Origin of the sequence: Wenzhouxiangella marina (assembly GCF_001187785.1) — a bacterium.
In the GTDB taxonomy this organism is placed as follows: domain Bacteria; phylum Pseudomonadota; class Gammaproteobacteria; order Xanthomonadales; family Wenzhouxiangellaceae; genus Wenzhouxiangella; species Wenzhouxiangella marina.
The window spans coordinates 752,374-771,450 of record NZ_CP012154.1; the positions used below are offsets into that span (position 1 = coordinate 752,374).

Annotated in this window: 16 protein-coding genes; 11 read left to right on the forward strand and 5 right to left on the reverse strand. The window is 67.1% G+C overall.

Annotated features, from left to right (window positions below; translation table 11 throughout):
• Window positions 1-113: 113 nt before the first annotated feature.
• The 4 genes from WM2015_RS03220 to WM2015_RS03235 all read left to right on the forward strand — a co-directional run bounded on the left by WM2015_RS03220 (window position 114) and on the right by WM2015_RS03235 (window position 3,787).
• Window positions 114-347, forward strand: coding sequence for a BolA/IbaG family iron-sulfur metabolism protein (locus WM2015_RS03220; protein WP_049724691.1), 234 nt, complete (start codon window positions 114-116; stop codon window positions 345-347).
• A 7-nt stretch (window positions 348-354) separates the two neighbouring features.
• The gene (murA, locus tag WM2015_RS03225; protein ID WP_049724692.1) at window positions 355-1,614 is read left to right on the forward strand and encodes a UDP-N-acetylglucosamine 1-carboxyvinyltransferase; all 1,260 of its coding nucleotides are present in this window, start codon (window positions 355-357) and stop codon (window positions 1,612-1,614) included.
• A gap of 108 nt (window positions 1,615-1,722) precedes the next feature.
• Entirely contained in the window at window positions 1,723-2,382 is a 660-nt protein-coding gene (locus tag WM2015_RS03230) for a protein-L-isoaspartate O-methyltransferase family protein (protein WP_049724693.1), read from the forward strand.
• 61 nt (window positions 2,383-2,443) lie between these two features.
• Window positions 2,444-3,787 (forward strand): TolC family outer membrane protein, encoded by a 1,344-nt coding sequence (locus WM2015_RS03235; protein WP_049724694.1) that lies wholly within the window; start codon window positions 2,444-2,446, stop codon window positions 3,785-3,787.
• Between the two features lie 7 nt (window positions 3,788-3,794).
• Here WM2015_RS03235 and WM2015_RS03240 read toward each other — a convergent pair whose 3' ends face one another.
• Window positions 3,795-5,045, reverse strand: a complete 1,251-nt coding sequence (locus WM2015_RS03240) for a 3-deoxy-D-manno-octulosonic acid transferase (protein WP_049724695.1) — start codon at window positions 5,043-5,045, stop codon at window positions 3,795-3,797.
• 215 nt (window positions 5,046-5,260) lie between these two features.
• Between WM2015_RS03240 and WM2015_RS03245 the strand changes: the two genes are divergently transcribed.
• Window positions 5,261-6,142: an LpxL/LpxP family acyltransferase gene (locus tag WM2015_RS03245; protein WP_049724696.1), complete on the forward strand. Its 882-nt coding sequence runs from the start codon at window positions 5,261-5,263 to the stop codon at window positions 6,140-6,142.
• Window positions 6,143-6,155: 13 nt separating this feature from the next.
• Here the strand turns inward: WM2015_RS03245 and WM2015_RS03250 are convergent, their stop codons facing one another.
• The 3 genes from WM2015_RS03250 to WM2015_RS03260 all read right to left on the reverse strand — a co-directional run bounded on the left by WM2015_RS03250 (window position 6,156) and on the right by WM2015_RS03260 (window position 9,437).
• On the reverse strand, window positions 6,156-8,207 hold the full coding sequence (locus tag WM2015_RS03250; protein WP_049724697.1) for an O-antigen ligase family protein: 2,052 nt from the start codon (window positions 8,205-8,207) through the stop codon (window positions 6,156-6,158).
• A gap of 59 nt (window positions 8,208-8,266) precedes the next feature.
• A complete protein-coding gene (locus tag WM2015_RS03255) occupies window positions 8,267-8,479 on the reverse strand; it encodes a zinc-finger domain-containing protein (protein ID WP_049724698.1) in 213 nt (70 codons plus the stop codon).
• A 64-nt stretch (window positions 8,480-8,543) separates the two neighbouring features.
• Window positions 8,544-9,437 carry a phosphoribosylaminoimidazolesuccinocarboxamide synthase gene (locus tag WM2015_RS03260; protein ID WP_375782513.1) on the reverse strand — a complete coding sequence of 298 codons (894 nt, stop codon included), beginning with the start codon at window positions 9,435-9,437 and terminating at the stop codon, window positions 8,544-8,546.
• 40 nt (window positions 9,438-9,477) lie between these two features.
• Here WM2015_RS03260 and rpe point away from each other — a divergent pair, with 40 nt between their 5' ends.
• From rpe to trpC, 6 genes are all read left to right on the forward strand, one after another.
• The gene (gene rpe / locus WM2015_RS03265; RefSeq protein WP_049724699.1) at window positions 9,478-10,143 is read left to right on the forward strand and encodes a ribulose-phosphate 3-epimerase; all 666 of its coding nucleotides are present in this window, start codon (window positions 9,478-9,480) and stop codon (window positions 10,141-10,143) included.
• Between the two features lie 82 nt (window positions 10,144-10,225).
• Window positions 10,226-13,963 (forward strand): Ig-like domain repeat protein, encoded by a 3,738-nt coding sequence (locus WM2015_RS03270; protein ID WP_169751081.1) that lies wholly within the window; start codon window positions 10,226-10,228, stop codon window positions 13,961-13,963.
• Between the two features lie 114 nt (window positions 13,964-14,077).
• Window positions 14,078-15,556, forward strand: a complete 1,479-nt coding sequence (gene trpE, locus WM2015_RS03275) for an anthranilate synthase component I (RefSeq protein WP_082169394.1) — start codon at window positions 14,078-14,080, stop codon at window positions 15,554-15,556.
• A gap of 8 nt (window positions 15,557-15,564) precedes the next feature.
• A complete protein-coding gene (locus tag WM2015_RS03280; protein WP_049726958.1) occupies window positions 15,565-16,134 on the forward strand; it encodes an anthranilate synthase component II in 570 nt (189 codons plus the stop codon).
• Window positions 16,131-17,150: an anthranilate phosphoribosyltransferase gene (trpD, locus tag WM2015_RS03285; RefSeq protein ID WP_049724702.1), complete on the forward strand. Its 1,020-nt coding sequence runs from the start codon at window positions 16,131-16,133 to the stop codon at window positions 17,148-17,150. Before WM2015_RS03280 ends, trpD begins: the two co-directional genes overlap by 4 nt.
• On the forward strand, window positions 17,147-17,941 hold the full coding sequence (trpC, locus tag WM2015_RS03290; protein ID WP_049724703.1) for an indole-3-glycerol phosphate synthase TrpC: 795 nt from the start codon (window positions 17,147-17,149) through the stop codon (window positions 17,939-17,941). The genes trpD and trpC overlap by 4 nt, the downstream gene beginning before the upstream one ends.
• 65 nt (window positions 17,942-18,006) lie before the next feature.
• Here the strand turns inward: trpC and WM2015_RS03295 are convergent, their stop codons facing one another.
• Complete coding sequence (locus tag WM2015_RS03295) at window positions 18,007-19,047, reverse strand: CDP-6-deoxy-delta-3,4-glucoseen reductase (protein ID WP_049724704.1); 1,041 nt, start codon at window positions 19,045-19,047, stop codon at window positions 18,007-18,009.
• Window positions 19,048-19,077: the final 30 nt, after the last annotated feature.

Below are 19,077 nucleotides of genomic sequence, written 5' to 3' on the forward strand. Positions count from 1 at the left end.
ATGAATTTCGCTATGGATGACGACCGGCCTGCGGACCGGGATGCGCTACACTGTCGGGCTTGGCTGCTGCCCGCCGCCTTGGCATGAACCCCTTCGCAGGATCAAGGTCGAACATGGATCCAACAGAAATCGAACAGCGTATTGTACAGGCAATGCCCGACGCGCGCGTCACTGTCCTCACGGACGACCAGGTGCATTTCACCGCCCGCATCGTCAGCCCTTCCTTCGAGGGAAAGAGCCGAATTCAGCGGCATCGCCAGGTGCACGCCGCCTTCGGCACTGAACTGGGCCGGGAAATCCACGCGCTCAGCCTGGACCTGAAGACACCCGCCGAAGCCGAGGTCTGAACCCGACATGGCCCGTATCCAGATCACCGGCGGTAACCCGCTCAATGGCACCGTGGAAGTCTCCGGCGCCAAGAACGCCGTGCTGCCCATCCTGATGGCCTCGTTGCTGACCGGCCGCTCCTGCCGTCTGACGGGCGTGCCCCATCTGAAGGACGTGACCACGACCATCGAGCTGCTCGGGCACCTCGGCGTCGACGTGTCCCTGGGCGACGACTTCGCCGTCAGCCTCGATGCGGGCGATCTGCGTGAGCACATCGCGCCCTACGAGCTGGTCAAGACCATGCGTGCCTCGATCCTCGTCCTCGGGCCACTGCTGGCGCGGACCGGCCATGCCCAGGTCTCGCTGCCGGGCGGTTGCGCGATCGGCGCCCGGCCGGTCAATCTGCACCTCGACGGCCTGTCGGCCCTGGGCGCGGAGATCAGCGTCGAGGGGGGCTACATCCACGCCCGCGCCAAGCGCCTTCGCGGTGCTCGCGTCGTGCTGGACATGGTGACGGTGACCGGCACCGAGAACATCCTGATGGCAGCGACCCTGGCCGAGGGCACGACCATCATCGAGAATGCCGCGCAGGAACCGGAAGTGGTCGATCTGGCTGAATGCCTGATCGCCATGGGGGCCGAGATCAAGGGCCACGGCAGCAATACGATCACCGTGCACGGCAAGCCCGAACTCGACGGCTTCGACTATCGCGTGGTGCCGGACCGGATCGAAGCCGGCACCTTCCTGGTCGGTGCGGCCATGACCGGCGGGCGCGTGAAGGCCATCCAGGCCGCGCCGCAGACGATGGACGCCATCCTCGCCAAGCTCGAAGACACCGGTGCCGAAATCAACACCGGTCCGGACTGGATCGAACTGGACATGAAGGGCAAGCGGCCGCGGGCCGTCGATATCGCGACCGCCCCGTACCCGGGTTTCCCCACGGACATGCAGGCCCAGTTCACGGCCCTGAACACGATCGCCGAAGGCACCGGAGTCGTGCGCGAGAACGTGTTCGAGAACCGCTTCATGCACGTGCAGGAACTGCAGCGCCTGGGGGCCGATCTGCGCGTCGAGGGGAACACGGTCATCGTTCGGGGCGTGCCGCGGCTGACCGGTGCGCCCTTGATGGCCACCGATCTCCGCGCCTCGGCCTGCCTGGTGCTGGCGGGGCTGGTGGCCCATGGCGACACCATCGTCGACCGCGTCTACCACATCGATCGCGGCTACGAGAACATCGAGGAGAAGCTCGGTCAGCTCGGCGCGCGGATTCGCCGCCTGCCGAACTGACCCGTCCTGCGGTCAGCCCTCGGTGGCGTGACGACTGGCACGGTTCCCGCGCCGGTCGAACAGGTACAATAGCTTTCTAATACAAGTCATCTTTCGGAAGTCCGTCTCATGTCTCTGAATCTCGATCAGGCCCGATTCAATATGGTCGAACAGCAGGTCCGCACCTGGGAGGTGCTCGACCCGCGCGTGCTCGATGTCCTGCGTGATGTTCCCCGTGAGGACTTCGTGCCGTCCCGCTACCGCAAGCTGGCCTTTGCCGACCTGCGCATTCCGCTGGCCCAGGGCCAGGTGATGATGAAGCCCCTCGAGGAAGGGCGGGTGCTGCAGGCCCTGGCGATCGAGCCCGGTCAGCGCGTGCTCGAGATCGGCACGGGCTCCGGCTTTCTGGCGGTCTGCCTGGCGGCCCTGGGCGCCGACGTGGTCACGGTCGATATTCACGCCGAACTGGCAGACTCCGCCCAGTCCCGGCTGTCGCGCCTCGGCATCGAGGGCGTGACGGTCCACACGGGCGACGCGCTGGGCGAGTTCTCGCCCGAGGGCCAGTTCGATGCGGTCGTGGTCACGGCGTCCGCCGCCGAAGTGCCCGATCGCTTCAAGGCCTGGGTACGCCCGCAGGGTCGTCTGGTGGCCGTGCGCGGGATGAGCCCGGCGATGGAAACCGTGTGTCTGGTGCACACCGATGGAGATCGCTGGCGGGCCGACAGCCTGTTCGAAACCGACCTGCCGCGCCTGATCGGCGCCGAAGATCGGCCGCATTTTGATTTCTGAGTTCGTCGCGGCCTGAAGGCTGCGCGATCGACTCCGAAACCCTATCCAAGGACCGGATCGTATGAAAAAGACCATTCTCGCTGTAGGCATCTGCCTGTCCCTGTCTCCCCTGGCCGAGGCCGTCGACCTGATGGGGGTCTACGAGCTGGCCCAGGCGCACGATGCCGAGCTGCGCGCCGCCGAGCAGCGGCTTCGGGCCGCCGGTGAAGGCCCGGTGCAGGCACGCGCGGCGCTGCTGCCCAGCCTCTCCGCGTCCGCCAGCCGGACCCTCGGGGAATCCCAGGTGGAGATCGCCGGCACCAAGCTGGACGCCGAAGACACGGACGACGAGAGCTATTCCATCAGCCTTCGCCAGAGCATCTACGACGATGCCAACTACGGTCGCCTGGATGCCGCCAGGGCACAGTACACGGTCGCTCAGGCGCAGTACGCTCAGGCCTGGCAGGATTTCCTGCTGCGAGTCAGCGAGCGCTACTTCGAGGTGCTGACCTCACTGGACTCCGTGCGCTTCGCCCGAGCCGAGGAAACGGCCCTGCGTCGCCAGTTCGAGCAGGCCGAGCAGCGTTTCGAGGTCGGCCTGGCCGCGGTCACCGATGTCCACGAGGCGCGTGCCGTCTATGACGCAGCCCAGGCCCGCGTGATCCTGGCCGAGAATGCCGTCGAGGACGCGCGCGAGGCGCTGCGCGAAATCACCGGTACTCTGTTCGAGGAGTACGCTCGCCTGATCAACGAAGTCCCGCTGGAAATTCCCGAGCCGGCCAGTGCCGCTGACTGGGTGGCCATCGCGATGGAAACGAGCCCGCAGATCCTGCAGCAGATCGGACAGCTGGATTCAGCCCAGGCCGATCTGCGCGTGGCCCGGGCGGGCCATCTGCCGACCCTGGGCCTGACCGGAGGCTACACGCGCCGCGTGGACAATGAATGGGTCGGTCGTGATCCGATCACCCAGGAAGCCCTGGCCTCGGCGGAACTCCAGGTGGACGGCTGGAGCGTCGGGCTCGAGCTGAGCGTGCCGCTTTTCCAGGGATTTGCCGTGCAGTCCCAGCGTCGCCAGGCCGGTTACAACCTGCGCGCCGCCGACCAGACCCTCGACCAGACCGAACGCCTGGTCGTGCGCCAGACCGAGAACGCCTTCCGCGCCATCGTCGCCGGCATGCGTGAGGTCCAGGCGCGTCAGCAGGCCCTGATCTCCGCCCAGAGCGCGCTGGAAGCGACCAATGCCGGCTTCGAGGTCGGTACGCGAACCATCGTGGACGTGCTCCAGGCCGAGCAGCGCTTCTTCCAGGCCGAGCGCGACTACAGCCAGGCGCGCCACCAGTTCATTCTCAATCAGCTGCGTCTGAAGCAGGTGGCCGGTCAACTGGCCGAGGACGAATTGGTCCGGGTCAACCAGCTGCTGCACTGATCGAGCGTCAGCGCTCGAGCCAGGGCTCGAGCTGGCGCAGGGTCGCACGCAGACTGCCGCGACCCTGTTCCACCACGGACAGGGCGGCCCGCCCCTGTTCCAGCGCCGTCTCCGGATGCTGCCAGAATCCGATCACGGCCGAGGCCAGTGCCTCGGCCGTTTGCATTGGAGTGAATGCCCCCGAGCCCTGCAGCGCCTCGGCCATTGCGCGCTGATTGTCCAGGTGAGGGCCGGCGAGCACCGGCTTGCCGCAGGCGGCCGGCTCGAGCAGATTGTGACCGCCCAGTTCGACCAGGCTGCCGCCGACGAAGGCGACGGCAGAGGCCGCGTAGCAGGCTTGCAGTACGCCGATCCGATCGACCAGGACCACGGCGGTGTCGCGCTCGATGGTCTCGCCCAGGCGCTGCTGCTTCAGACCGGCAGCATCGATCAGTTCGGCCACTTCAGCGGCGCGCTCGGGATGTCGGGGTGCGAGCACCAGCAGGCCATCCGGGCAGGCCTCGCGCGCCTGCCGATGCGCCTCGAGCAGGATCGCTTCTTCCCCGGGACGGGTGCTTCCGGCGGTCCAGGCTCGCCGCGCGCCCCACTGTGCCTGCAGCTCGCGGACCCGGCTGCCCAGGTCCTGCGGCAGGCTGGCATCGAACTTCAGATTGCCGGTCACGCGGCAGCGCGATTCCTCCAGACCCAGAAGAGTCAGTCGTTCGGCGTCACGCTCGCTCTGGCAGAGGGCCAGACGTACCGCATCGAGGGCCTGGCGGAACAGTGGTCGCAGACGCATCGAGCGCCTGAATCCGCGTTCGCTCAGGCGGGCATTGATCAGGATCAGATCGATGCCCGCGCGCTCGGCCTGATGGAAGAGTTCGGGCCAGAGTTCCGTCTCGACGACCAGGCCCAGCCGCGGCCTCAGTGCTTCCAGCCAGCGCTTCGTCGGGCCCGGCCGGTCGATCGGCGCCAGGCGGTGCGCCACCCGATCGCCGAACAGGGATCGGACCTGGCGGGCGCCGCTGAGGGTGAAGGTGCTGATCAGGATCTCGGGGTGCTCCGGGCGGGCGAGCAGGGCTTCGACGAGGGCGCGGACGGCATTGACTTCACCGACCGAGGCCGCGTGAATCCAGATCGGCGACTCGCCCGCGGGCTCGACCTGGCCACGGCGTTCGATCAGGCGCTCGCGCTCCGTCCCATCGCTGGCATCCCGATGCAGGCGTCGGACCATCCAGGGTGAGGCCAGCAGGGCGAAGGATCGATAGAGCCAGAGCATGGGCCGGGAGTGTACCCGAAGCCGCTAGCCCGCATTATTCATGAAGACGCTCGCGCCCTTGCCTGGTCCTTGTCCGCACAGCGAATTTTCCTCCCTCGGAAATACAGCATGGTATTCCGCTCGGTCGGAAAATCCCCTGTGCGAACCATTCCCTGCGCAATCATCGCGGCAATTCATGAATAATGCGGGCTAGAGAAGATGGAATAATCGCCGCCATGGCATTGATGTCCCGACTTCTGACCCATCTGGCCCTGATTCCCGCGCGTCTGCTGGGTCATCTGCCCCTGAGCCTCTCGCGGCGCTTGCTGGCCAGCCTCGCTCGACCGCTGCGGTGGGCGATGCGGCGCCGGAGTCACATCGTCGAGCGCAATCTCGAGCTGTGCTTTCCCGAATGGGATGAGGCACGGCGATCCTCGGTGGCTGCCGAGCATTTCCGCCAGCTGGCCGAGGCCGTGGCCGAGACGGCCTTCTGCTGGTGCCACCGGGGGCGACTCGACGAGCGCTACGGCCAGATCGAGGGGCTGGAACACCTCGATCGCGCCCGCTCGGGCGGGCAGGGCGTCCTGCTCGTCACGGGTCACACGACCTGTCTGGAACTGGGCGCCCGGCTGTTCGCCGAGTCCGTGCCCGTGCATGGGGTCTATCGGCCGCTGCGCAATCCCGTGCTCAATCGCTTTCAGAACCGGGGGCGCGGACGCTACAGCCCGGGCATGATCGAGCGCGACAATCTGCGCGCCATGGTCCGCCATCTGCGCGCCGGGGAGGTGGTCTGGTACGCGCCCGATCAGGACTTCGGGCCCGAGCGCAGTCATTTCGCGCCCTTCTTCGACCTGCCCACGGCGACGGCGCGAGGCCTGCTCGAGCTCGCCCGGCTGGGTCGGGCCGTCGTCGTGCCGATGTATCCGATCAAGGCCGACGGGCGGGTGAGCGTTCATATCGCTCCCGCCTTCGAGGATTTTCCCGGGGAGGATCCGGTGGCGGATCTGAGTCGCTACAACCGCTTCCTGGAAGCGCGGATTCGAACGGCGCCGGCCCAGTACTGGTGGTTGCATCGCCGCTTCAAGAGCCGTCCGGAAGGCGGTCCTTCGCTTTACTGAAGAGCGGGCGGACTCAGCCTCGGGACAGCTCGAGCAGCTGGCGATACTTCTCGTAGGTGTAGCGCGTGTACAGCCAGCTCATCGTCCAGCCACCGCGCCCATCGAGAAATGCGGTCCTGAGGATCAGGTTGTCGAGCAGATTGAAGCCCGCCCTCAGCAGGGGCGTCATGGCCAGGCGGACCCGCTTTCCGCGCTCGTATCGCTCGCGGGCCTGGAGGCTGGCATAACGGCTCAGCTTCTGGCGCGCATGGGCGAGATCGCGGTAGACGTAGTGATCCAGTGGCGCCTCGAGAAAACCGATTCGAGCGCCTGGCTCGAGCACCACTTTCTCGTGTACGGCCACCGGCGTGAAGTGGCCCAGCTCGCGGCGGAACAGGCGCAGGGGCGCTCTCGCCCAGTGACCGAAGCTCAAGCGCTGGCCGAAGGCATGCGTCACCCAGCACAGGCGGTAGCCTTCGTGGTCGGGGGCGTCCTCGGCCAGCACGCGGTCGATCTCGCGACGGAGCGTCTCGCTGAGCGCCTCATCGGCGTCCATCGAAAGCACCCAGTCGCAGCGGGCCAGATCGAGCGCACGCTGCTTCTGCAGACCGAAGCCCGGCCAATCGGTTTCGTGCACCTGGTCCGTATAGCGGCGGCAGCGCTCCACGGTATCGTCGCTGCTGCCCGAATCGAGCACGATGATTTCATCGGCCCAGCCGGCCACCGAGCCCAGGCAGCGATCGATTTCCCCGGCCTGATCCTTGCAGATGACGATCACGCTGATCGTGTGGCGTCGGCGGCTGTCCGGCGCGCTCAGTTCGACGCGGCGGCGAGCGTGCACCAGGCCGGCGGAAAGGGCCACGATGAGGCCGTACCAGACGATGCCGATATTGCGCTCGAACAGCGATTCGGACAGGGCCATGATCGCGATCGTGCTCAAACCCGCCAGACCCGACCAGCCCAGATAGCGGGTGCGCTTCAATCCGGTCTGCCAGACGCGCCCATGGCGGCGGAGCGCGATGCCGAACATCAGCACCAGCGCGAACAGGCCGAGGGGACCGGCCTGGATCCAGGCCGACAGGTATTCGTTGTGCGGGTGTTCGTAATCCTCGAAGTCCTCGGGGATTCGGCCCTCGGCGATGGCCTCGGTCACCCGCCGAGGGTAGGCGCCGGGACCGGAGCCGCTCAGGGGGTGTTCGGCAATCACCTCGCCGGCCAGTTCCCACAGTGCCATCCGCCGGCCGATCGTGCCCTCGGCCTGCTCGCCGCGCACCAGAGCCGATAGATCATCCAGGCCGCTCATGGCTCGTTCGCTCATCGGGCTGGCCGGGCTGAACAGGAAGGCGGTGGCGATGGCCATGAAGGCCAGCGGGACCCCGAATCGCCAGACCGGCGGCTGGCTTCGTCCCAGGGTGAACAGGTAGATCAGCAGCAGCAGCGGCAGCACGACCCAGGCACCGCGGGAGCCGGACAGGGCGCTGGCCGAGATGGCCAGCAGCAGCGCCAGCACGGCCAGCAGGCGGACGCTGACCGGAAGGCTGACGTCACGCAGACGGGGCAGCAGCATCAGGGCGAAGGCCAGGGAAAGGCCGCCGAAGTACAGTGGGTTGGTCGTGCCGACCACGCGCTCGCCGAAGGGGCCGACCTGACCGCTGAGGAAGCTCCACCAGGCATACGCGCCGGCGATGATCGCACCGAGCGTCAGGCCGCGCCACCAGGCCGATTCGATCGTGTCCAGCTGTCGGATGAACAGCAGGATCGGGATGATCAGCAGCAGGCGGGCGATTCGTGTCACCGCCTCCAGGCCGGCCGGATCCAGGCCGTTGATGCCCCAGCCGAGAAGCCAGGCGACCACGAACAAGACGATGGCCATGCACAGCAGGCGCTCGATCGGGACGAGATCACCGGGGCGCCATTGCTTCGCGATGCTCAACCACACGATGGCGGTCAGGCCCAGCAGCAGAAAGCCGGCCCCGGCCAGTTTGGGCACGACCAGGCCCAGGGCAAGAGCGAGGAAGACCACCACCGCGGCGCCAGCCTGCAGCCAGGCGGGAGGTGAGCCGGAACGCGCTTCGGTGAGGTTCATTCAGTCGTGGTCGGACGCCCAAGCCGAAACTGGCGTCGCCTGAGCGCCGAGGAGACGGCTCAGTCGTCGAGGACGTATTCGGCGCCGCAGTAGGGGCAGCTGGCTCGTCCGGTCTTCTCGATCGGCAGGTAGACGCGCGGATGGGAATTCCAGAGCGCCATGTCGGGCGTCGGGCAGCTCAGCGGCAGATCCGCGCGCTTGACGTGGTATTCGCGCTCGGCATTGGCCGGACGCTGCGAGCTGGAATCGGGGTTGTGCGTCGGTGCGTTCATGCCCGGGGTTGCTCCACTGCTTGATTCAGACATCGTGAACCGCTCATTGTAACCGAGCCGCGCTTCAGGTCGCGTCCATCAGACGGCGCGCGGCCTCTCGGTAACGCTCCTGGGTCTGATGGATGATCTCGGGCGGAAGTTTCGGCCCGGGCGCGGTCTTGTTCCAGTCCAGGGTCTCGAGGTAATCGCGGACGAACTGCTTGTCGAAGCTGGGCGGGCTGATGCCCAGACGCCACTGGTCCACGGGCCAGAAGCGGGAACTGTCGGGAGTCAGCAATTCATCGATCAGGTACAGCTCGCCGTCGTCGTCGGTTCCGAACTCGAACTTGGTGTCGGCGATGATGATGCCGTGGTCGCGCGCATAGGCGGCCGCTCGACGGTAGATCGCCAGCGAGACATCGCGCACGCGCAGCGCCAGCTCCGTGCCGATGAGGGACTGCATGCGGGCGAAATCGATGTTGATGTCGTGATCGCCCACCTGCGCCTTGGTCGACGGCGTGAAGATCGGTTCCGGCAGGCTGCCGGCCAGCTCCAGCCCGGCAGGCAGCTCGACGCCGCTGATCCGACCGCTGGCCTGATAGTCCTTCCAGCCCGAGCCGGCCAGGTAGCCGCGCACGATCGCTTCGACCGGCAATGGCTTGAGGCGCCGGACCAGCATGCTGCGCGGCCGCAGCTGATCGGCCAGCTCGCTGTTGCCCACGACCCGGGCCAGATCGCCTTCGAGCAGGTGGTTGCCGATGTGGTCGTTGAATTTCGTGAACCAGAAATTCGAGATGCGGGTCAGGATCTCGCCCTTGCCCGGAATCGTGTCGGGCAGGACGACGTCGAAGGCCGATAGACGGTCGGACGCGACGATCAGCAGGCGCTCGTCGTCGACGGCGTAGATGTCTCGGACTTTGCCCTGGTGGAGCAGCTCCAGGGGCGGACGGGGATAATCGGACACGATGGACAGGTACAATGGCGGCCTGTCCGAATTATACGCGCAAGAGAGTTCGTCCATGCCGCAGCCCCTGGTCATTGCACCCTCCATTCTTTCCGCCGACTTCGCCCGCCTGGGCGAGGACACCCAGGCCGTCCTCGATGCCGGCGCTGACTGGGTGCATTTCGATGTCATGGACAATCACTACGTGCCCAATCTGACCATCGGCCCGATGGTCTGCAAGGCGCTCCGCGATTACGGCATCACTGCGCCGATCGACGTTCATCTGATGGTCGAGCCCGTCGATCGGATCATTCCGGACTTCGCCGAGGCCGGCGCCAGCGTGATCAGCGTGCACCCCGAAGCCACTCGCCACGTCGACCGCACCCTGTCCCTGATCCGCGAGTGCGGCTGCCGGGCAGGTCTGGTCTTCAATCCCGCCACCCCCCTTGATATGCTCGATTGGGTGATGGACAAGGTCGACCTGATCCTGATCATGTCGGTCAACCCGGGCTTCGGTGGGCAGAAATTCATTCCGGCCGCGCTGGACAAGCTGCGCCAGGCGCGCCAGCGCATCGACGCCTCCGGCTTCGATATCCGCCTCGAGATCGACGGTGGCGTCAAGCCCGACAATGCCGCCGAGATCGTCGCGGCCGGTGCCGATACCCTGGTGGCGGGTTCGGCGATCTTCGGGGCCGAGGATTATGCGGCGGTGATCAGGGACTTGCGTTCGACCCGAGTCTGATGCAGGCTCCGGGATGCGACCCGATCCAGAGGAAGCCGGCACCCTTGTCGGCCGAGGGAACAGTCAAGTGGAGGAGCGAGCCTTGAGCATTATCAGACTGACGGTGGGCGGGGTCCTGCTGACCGCTGCCATGCTTCTTGCCGGCGATGCCCTGGCCGCGCGCGGTGTCAGCGCGCCGCAGGACGTCACCATCAGCAATGAAGGTGATCCGACCTCCATCCTGACGGTCAGCAGCATCGCGCTGGACGACAGCACGCATTTCTCCCTGGTGCCCGGAGGGACCTGCCCGGCCACGCCCTTCGACCTCGCCGCCGGGGCCTCCTGCACGCAGCAGGTGGTCTTCGATCCCCAGGCCGTCGGCCCGCTCAGTGCCACCCTGCTGGTGCTCAGCGATGCGGACAGTGTCATCAACGACCAGGTGCTGCTGAGCGGCAACGGGACGCCGGCCCCGACGCCGGTCCTGAGCATCGCGCCCGATCCGCTGGACTTCGGTCTGGTGGCGGCCGCCGATCTCCCCGTCACCGGAGATTTCACCCTCAGCAACACCGGTGACGTCGGCACCACGCTGGACATCACCAGCGTCCTGTTGAGCGGCGACCCGGAATACAGCATCGTCTTCGATGGCTGTAACGGCACGACCCTGGCCGATGGCGATTCCTGCATCGTCACCATCCAGTTCAACGCCGCGACCGACGGCATGTTCACCGGTCAGATCGATGTGCAGAGCACGGCCAACAACGTGTCTGCGGCGATTCAGGGCGCCACCCAGATTCCGACCCAGCTGGCCTTCTTCGTCCAGCCGACCGACACCACGGTCAACCAGAGCATCAGCCCGGCCGTGGTGGTCGAGGTCCAGGATGCCTCGGGCACCCTGGTCAGCCTGGACAACTCCACCATCATCCAGCTCAGTCTGGCCAGCGATCCCAGCGGGGTCGCGACGCTCGGCGGCACGGTGAGCGCCCAGGTCAGCGGGGGGCAGGCCACCTTCGCCAACCTCAGCATCGATCAGGTCGGCACGGGTTTCTCGCTGCTGGCCGAAGACAGCCTGGCGGCGCTCAGCCCGGATACCAGTGTCCTGTTCGATATCACGGCGGGCGCCCCGGCTTCGCTCCAGATCCTCACCCAGCCCAGCGACACGGTGGTCGGTCAGACCATGGCCCCGGCCGTGACCGTGCAGGTCCTCGACGCCTTCGGCTTCCCCGTCACCGCCGACAACAGCACCCAGATCAGCCTGGCGCTGAGCGGTGGCACACCCGGTGCGGTGCTCAGTGGCGGTGGTCCGGTCAGCGTGAGCGCGGGTGTGGCGAGCTTCGCGGGTCTGAGCGTGGATCAGGTCGGCACGGCCTACCAGCTGACGCCGTCGGGCTCACCGGGCGGGCTCGCTGGCCCGGCCAGTGCGGTCTTCGATGTGCTCGAGGCGGGCTCGGGAACGACCATCACGAGCGTGGCGCCGGCCGGCTCGCAGACCGTCGGCCAGGCCTACACGGTCAACGTCAGCGTGACCGGCTTCAACCCGACGGGCATCGTGACCGTCACCGACGGCGCCGGGGCCAGCTGCCAGATCGTGCTGCCTGCGACCAGCTGCGATCTGACCTCGACCACCGTCGGTCCGAAGGTCCTGACGGCGAACTACCCGGGGGATGCCAACAACGGGCCGAGCAGCGACACCGAGAACTACACCATCACCCAGGCGACGGCGCAGGTGCAGATCGACTCGATCGCGCCGCCCGTGTCCCAGGCGGTCAATACCCCGTACACGGTCAACGTCAGCGTGACCGGCTTCAACCCCACCGGGACGATCACCGTCGACGACGGGGACGGCAACAGCTGCCAGATCGTGCTGCCGGCTGTCAGCTGTGACCTGACCTCGACCAGTGTGGGTCCGAAGACGATCACGGCCAGCTACCCGGGCGATGCCAACAACACCGCCGACAGCGATAGCCAGGCCTACCAGATCGTGGCCGGCGCGCCGGCGCAGCTGGTCTTCCTGGTCCAGCCCAGCGACGGTAGTTCGCAGGTCCCGCTGGTGCCGGCGGTCGAAGTCCAGGTGCAGGATGCCTTCGGCAACCCGGTGCTGTCCGACAATTCCACCTCGGTTTCCATGAGTCTGATCGGGGGCGCCCCCGGCGCGACCCTGTCCGGCGGTGGGCCCGTGACGGCGGTGGCCGGCGTGGCCAGCTTCCCGACGCTCAGCGTGGACCTGGCGGCGACCGGCTATCAGCTTCAGGCCGCGGCCGCGGGCCTCAGTGGCGACACCAGTCAGGCCTTCGATATCGGGCCGGGCGTGCCGGTGGCGCTGCAGTTCGACGTGCAGCCGACCAACACCCTGGTCTCGGCGACGATGAGCCCGGCGGTGACGGTCAGCGTGCGTGATGCGGTGGGGAATCTGGTCGATTCCGACAACACGGCCGTCGTCGAGCTGAGCCTGACCGGTGGCACGCCGGGTGCGGTTCTGAGCGGCGGTGGTCCGACGGTGGTCAGCGCGGGTGTGGCCAGCTTCGCGGCGCTGTCCGTGGATCTTTCCGGCACCGGCTATCAGCTGCAGGCCTCGCACTTCAACGGTGGCTTCAGCGGTGACACCTCCAACAGCTTCGCGATCACGGCCTCGGCCTCGACCACGAACATCGTTTCGATCACGCCGGCCGGCTCGCAGACGGTGGGGCAGCCTTACAGCGTGGAGGTGTCGGTCACCGGTGCCTCGCCGACGGGTCAGGTCACGGTCAGCGACGGAACCGGCGCCAGCTGTCAGTTCACGCTGCCGGCCACCAGCTGCAACCTGACCTCGACCAGCGCGGGGGCCAAGACGATCACCGCCAGCTACGCGGGCGATGACAACAACGCTTCGAGTTCGGACAGCCAGGCCTACCAGATCGACCAGGCGGCCTCGACGACCAGCATCATCAGCGTGGTGCCGGCAGCCGAGCAGATCGTCGATCAGCCCTACACGGTCAACGTGTCCGTCACGGGCTTCAACCCCAGCGGACAGGTCACCGTGAGCGACGGTCAGGGCGCGTCCTGCCAGTTCACCCTGCCGCAGACCAGCTGCGCGCTGACGTCGACCTCGGTCGGTCCGGTGACGCTGGAAGCGAGCTATCCGGGCGACGCCAACAACCAGGCGAGTTCCGATACGGAGGCCTACGACATCGTTCTGGCCGATTCGACGACGACGATCCTGGGGATCACGCCGCCGAACGAGCAGGTCGTGGATCTGCCCTACACGGTCACCGTGAGTGTCACCGGTGATTCGCCGACCGGCACCGTGACCGTCGACGATGGCGCCGGTGCCCAGTGCACCTTCGATCTGCCGGATACGTCCTGCGATCTGGTCTCGACCACGGTCGGACCGCGCACGATCACGGCCAGCTATCCGGGCGATGCGACCAACACGCCAAGCTCGGACACGGCGCCCTACGACATCATCAGCTCCGGTCCGGCCGAGCTGGTCTTCGCCGTCGAACCGACCCTGGGGATCATCAACGGCCCGCTGCTGCCCGGCCTGGTCGTGCACGTGCTCAACAGCCAGGGCGGCCTGGTCGGTGACGACAACACCACCGTGGTGCAGATCTCGATCGCGACCAACCCGACCGGCGGCACCCTGAACGGGACCACGACCCTGCAGGTCACCAATGGCGTGGCCGATTTCGCCGATCTGAGCATCGATCGACGGGGGCAGGGCTACCAGCTGCAGGCCAGCGTCCTCAGTCGCGGCATTCCGTCGATCGTCACGGCGCCCTTCAACGTGGTCGATGACGGCATTCTGCAGGACCGCTTCGAAACGCCCACGGACGACATCTTCCGGGACCGCTTCGAGCTCCAGTAGGCCTGGTTTCTCGGGCGGGCGGCCGGTGCAGAGCCGGTTCCCCCGCCTCGCTGGTCTGTCGACGGCGGGCCCGATACAATACGCCGCTCTTTCGTCTGCAGGCGTTGCACGGTCTTGAACCCCTCTCGATTCCAGGCCCTGGCCGATCAGGGCTACAACCGGATCCCGGTCTATCGCAGCATTTCAGCGGATCTCGACACGCCGCTGTCGGTCTACCTGAAGCTGGCCGATGGGCCCTCTGCCTTTCTGCTCGAGTCGGTCCAGGGCGGCGAGAACTGGGGGCGCTACTCGATCATCGGCCTGCCTTGCCGTCGAGCCTGGCGCGCCACGGGCCGAACCCTCGAGAAGCTGGACTTCGGTCAGGTCGTGGAGCGGCGCGAGGACGTCGATCCGCTGACCGAGCTGGCCGGGGTGGTCGAGCAGGTGCGAGCGCCGCGCCTGGAGGAACTGCCGGGCTTTTCCGGCGGCCTGGTCGGCTATTTCGGCTACGAAATCGTGGCCCATCTCGAGTCCCGCCTCGACTTCTCTGCCAAGCCAGACGAGCTCGGCGTGCCGGAAATCCTCCTGCTGGAAGCCGAAGAGCTGGCGGTGTTCGACAATCTCGCCGGCCGCCTGAACCTGATCGTCCTGGCCGACCCCTCGGAGCCCGACGCCCATGCCCGGGCCGAGCGCCGCCTGGATCAGCTCAGTCATCGCCTGCGCTGCGGATCGCCGGGCTATCCGCCGGACCTGTCCCTGCCGGTGCCGGAAGAAAGCGACTACCGCTTCGAATTCGAGCAGGCCGACTTCAAGGAGGCCGTGCATCGCATCAAGGACTACATCCTGGCCGGGGATGTCATGCAGGTCGTCCTGTCCCAGCGCATGAGCGTCGACCTGGCGGCACGCCCCCTGGACGTCTACCGTGCCCTGCGCAGCCTGAATCCTTCGCCGTACATGTACTTCTTCGACTTCGGCGACTTCCAGGTCGTCGGCGCCTCGCCGGAGGTGCTGGTGCGCGTCCAGGGCGGCGAGGCCATGGTGCGGCCGATCGCCGGCACCCGGCCGCGCGGCAGGACGCCGGAGGAAGACCGCGCCCTGGAGCTCGAGCTCAAGGCCGATCCGAAGGAGCTGGCCGAGCACCTGATGCTCATCGACCTGGGTCGTAACGACATCGGGCGCATTTCCGAGACCGGTTCCGTGGTGCTCACGGACCAGATGGTCATCGAGCGCTACAGCCACGTCATGCACCTGGTCTCGGAAGTTCACGGCCGCATCGCCGACGGCCGCAATGCCATCGACGTGCTGCGGGCGACCTTTCCCGCCGGCACCCTGTCGGGGGCGCCGAAGGTTCGAGCCATGGAAATCATCGCCGAGCTCGAGCCCGTGCGCCGTGGCATCTATGCCGGTGCCGTCGGCTATCTGAACTGGTTCGGCGAGGCCGATCTGGCCATCGCCATCCGCACCGCCCTGGTGCGCCACGGGACCGTCCACGTCCAGGCCGGTGCCGGCATCGTCGCCGATTCCGATCCGGACCGGGAGTGGGAAGAAACCCTCAACAAGGGCAGGGCGCTGATCCGCGCCATCGCCGAAGCCAGCGGAGGCCTGCATCAGTGAAACTGCTGATGATCGACAACTACGACTCGTTCACCTACAACCTCGTGCAGTACTTCGGGGAGCTGGGCGCCGAGGTGGTGACCCATCGCAACGATGCGATCGGTCTCGACGACATCCGGGCCATCGATCCCGATGGCATCGTGCTCTCGCCCGGGCCCTGCACGCCGGATGAGGCGGGCATCTGCCTGGAAGTCATCGAGAAACTGAAGGGCGACTACCCGATGCTGGGCGTCTGTCTGGGTCATCAGGCGATCGGCCAGGCCTTCGGCGGCAAGGTGGTCCGGGCGCGTGAAGTCATGCACGGCAAGACCTCGCCCATGTTCCATGCGGACGAAGGCGTCTTCCACGGTCTGCCGAATCCCTTCGAGGCGACCCGCTACCACTCCCTGATCGTCGAGCGCGAGAGCCTGCCGGATTGCCTGATCGAGACGGCCTGGACCGAACGCGATGGCCAGCGTGACGAAATCATGGGTTTCCGGCACGCCAGCCTGCCCATCGAGGGCGTGCAGTTCCACCCCGAATCCATCCTCACCCGCCAGGGCCATGCCCTGCTGAAGAACTTTCTGGATCGACTATGAGCGAACTCCGCGAAGCAATGACGAGAATGGCCGACGGCCAGCACCTCGACGCCGAACTGATGAGCCGCGCGATGCGCGAGATCATGACCGGCCAGGCCGAAGAGGCGCAGATCGGCGGCTTTCTGATGGCCCTGCGCGTCAAGGGCGAGACGCCGACGGAGATCGCGGCTGCCGCTGGCGTGATGCGCGAGCTGGCCGATCGCGTCGAGATCGACGCGGAGGGGCTGACCGACATCGTCGGTACCGGCGGTGATGGCGCGTCCCTGTTCAACGTCTCGACCGCTTCGGCCTTCGTCGCCGCCGCGGCCGGGGTGCGCGTGGCCAAGCACGGCAACCGCTCCGTCTCCAGCAAGTCCGGTGCCGCTGACGTCCTCGAAGCCGCCGGCTGTCGTCTGGATCTGAACGCCGAACAGGTGGCGGCCCTGATCGAGGAGCTGGGCGTGGCCTTCATGTTCGCGCCCAGTCATCACTCGGCCATGAAGCACGCCATCGGCGCGCGCAAGGCCCTCGGGCTTCGCACCCTGTTCAATCTGCTCGGTCCCCTCACCAATCCGGCGCTGGCCCCCAACCAGGTGCTCGGCGTGTTCTCCGGCGATCTGGTGCGTCCGATGGCCGAGGTGATGCAGGCCCTGGGCGCGCGTCATGTGCTGGTGGTCCACAGCGACGATGGTCTGGACGAGATTTCACCGGCCGCGCCGACCCGGGTGGCCGAGCTCTGCGACGGCCGGATCATCGAGTACCGGATCGACCCGACCGAGTTCGGTGTTCGCGTCGAGTCCCTGACGCCGCTGGGCGTCGAGACCGCGAAGGACAGCCTGGCGCTGATCGAGTCCGCCCTGGGCGGCCAGCCCGGCCCGGGAGCAGACATGGTGGCCCTGAACGCGGGCGCGGCCATCTACGTGTCGGGCCAGGCGCCGGATCTGGGCGCCGGCGTCAGCCTGGCGCGCGAAGTGCTGGCCGATGGCCGGGGCCTGGATCGCCTGCGCCGCTACGCGCAGCGGAGCCACGGCCTGTGAGCGCGGACATCCTGGCCCGGATCCTCGAGGTCAAGGCCGACGAGGTCGTCGCCGGCAAGGCCCGTCAGTCGCAGTCCGAGCTGGAGTCCCGGATCGCCGATCTGCCGCCGCTTCGCGACTTTGCCAGCGCCCTGAAGGCCCGCGCGGCGGCCAGCCGGGACGCGGTCATTGCCGAGGTCAAGCGCGCCTCGCCCTCGGCGGGCATCATCCGCGCCGATTTCGACCCTGCCGCCATCGCCCGCAGCTACGAGGCCGGTGGCGCGACCTGCCTGTCGGTGCTCACCGACCAGCAGTTCTTTCAGGGTGACGATCGCTTCGTTGCCGAAGCGCGGGCGGCCTGCGGCCTTCCGGTGCTGCGCAAGGAATTCATCATCGACCCCTGGCAGGTCTACCAGACCCGCGCCCTGGGCGCCGATGCCCTGCTGCTGATCGTGGCGGCCCTCGATGATGCGCAACTGTCCGAGCTCTCGAGCCTCGGCAAGGAGCTGGGTCTGTCGGTGCTCGTGGAAGTACACGACGAGGAAGAGATGGCGCGCGCCCTGGCCGTGCCCGGTGATCTGATCGGCATCAACAACCGCGACCTGCATCGTTTCGTGACCGACCTGGACACCACGCTTCGCCTGGCGCCGAGCGTGCCCGATGATCGATTGGTGGTCTCCGAGAGCGGGATCCACAGCAACGAGGATGTTCGTCGCCTGCAAGCGGGCGGCATCGGTGCCTTTCTGGTCGGGGAGTCCCTGATGCGTCAGCCCGAGCCCGGGGCGGCATTGGCTCGCTTGATCGGCGGCTGAGGCCCGGTGGTCCGCCCGAGCTTGGGGATTCAGAGCTTGGGGATTCAGAGCTTCCCTGAGGTCGATCAGTCCCGGGCGGGCGGCACGTCCGGCGCGAAATCGAAGCTATCGTAGAACAGGTGGGTTTCGGCCACGCCGGCCTTCAGAAAGGCGTTGCGGGCGGCGTGCACCATGGCCGGTGGGCCGGACATGTAGACATCGTGCGCCGATAGATCGGCCCGGTCGCGCAGCACGGCCTCGTGAACAAAGCCCGTTTCCCCACCCCAGCCCTCGTGCGGATCGTTGAGAACGGGGACGAATCGGAAGCTGGGGTGGATGCGTTTCCACTGCTCGATCAGGCGCTGGGCATAGAGATCGCTTTCGTGGGCCACACCCCAGAACAGGGTCAGGGGCCGCTCATCGCCGCTCTCGATCAGCTCCTCGATCATCGACTTCAGCGGAGCAAAGCCGGTGCCGCCGCCCATCATGATCATCGGTCGTTCGGAGTTCTTGCGCACGAAGAAGGTCCCCAGCGGGCCTTCCAGGCGCAGGATTTCCTTTTCCTGCATGTCGGAGAAGACGTGGCCGGTGAAGCCGCCGCCGTCGACGTGCTTGATGTGCAATTCGATGAAGTCGGCCTCCGACGGTGCCGACGCGATCGAGAAGGCGCGCCGCTTGCCGCCCGGCATGAGAATGTCGATGTACTGCCCGGCCAGGAACTGGAGGCGGGCCGCCCGAGGCAGCTTCAGGCGCAGGCGCATGATCTCGGGCGTGAAACGTTCCATCGATTCGACCCGCGCCGGCAGCAGGCGCACGGGAATGTCGGCGACCTGCTCGATCTCGCGCACGTCGATGACCAGGTCCGACTCGGCCACCGCCTGGCAGGTCAGGCCGAAGCCGGCGCCGAGGTCCTCGAATTCCAGCGCCGTGGGTGGATTGTGCGGATAGCTCACGGTGCCTTCCTCGAGTCGGCACCTGCAGGAGGCGCAGGTGCCGTTCTTGCAGGAGTAGGGCAGGACCACGCCCTGGCGCAGCGCGGCGCTGAGCAGGGTTTCGCCGGCTCGGGCCTGGAACTGGCGGCCGCTGGCGGCCAGGGTGATGCGATGCGCTCGGGCTTGCTCGGTCACGGTGGCGTTCTCGATGATCGTTCTGGTCTG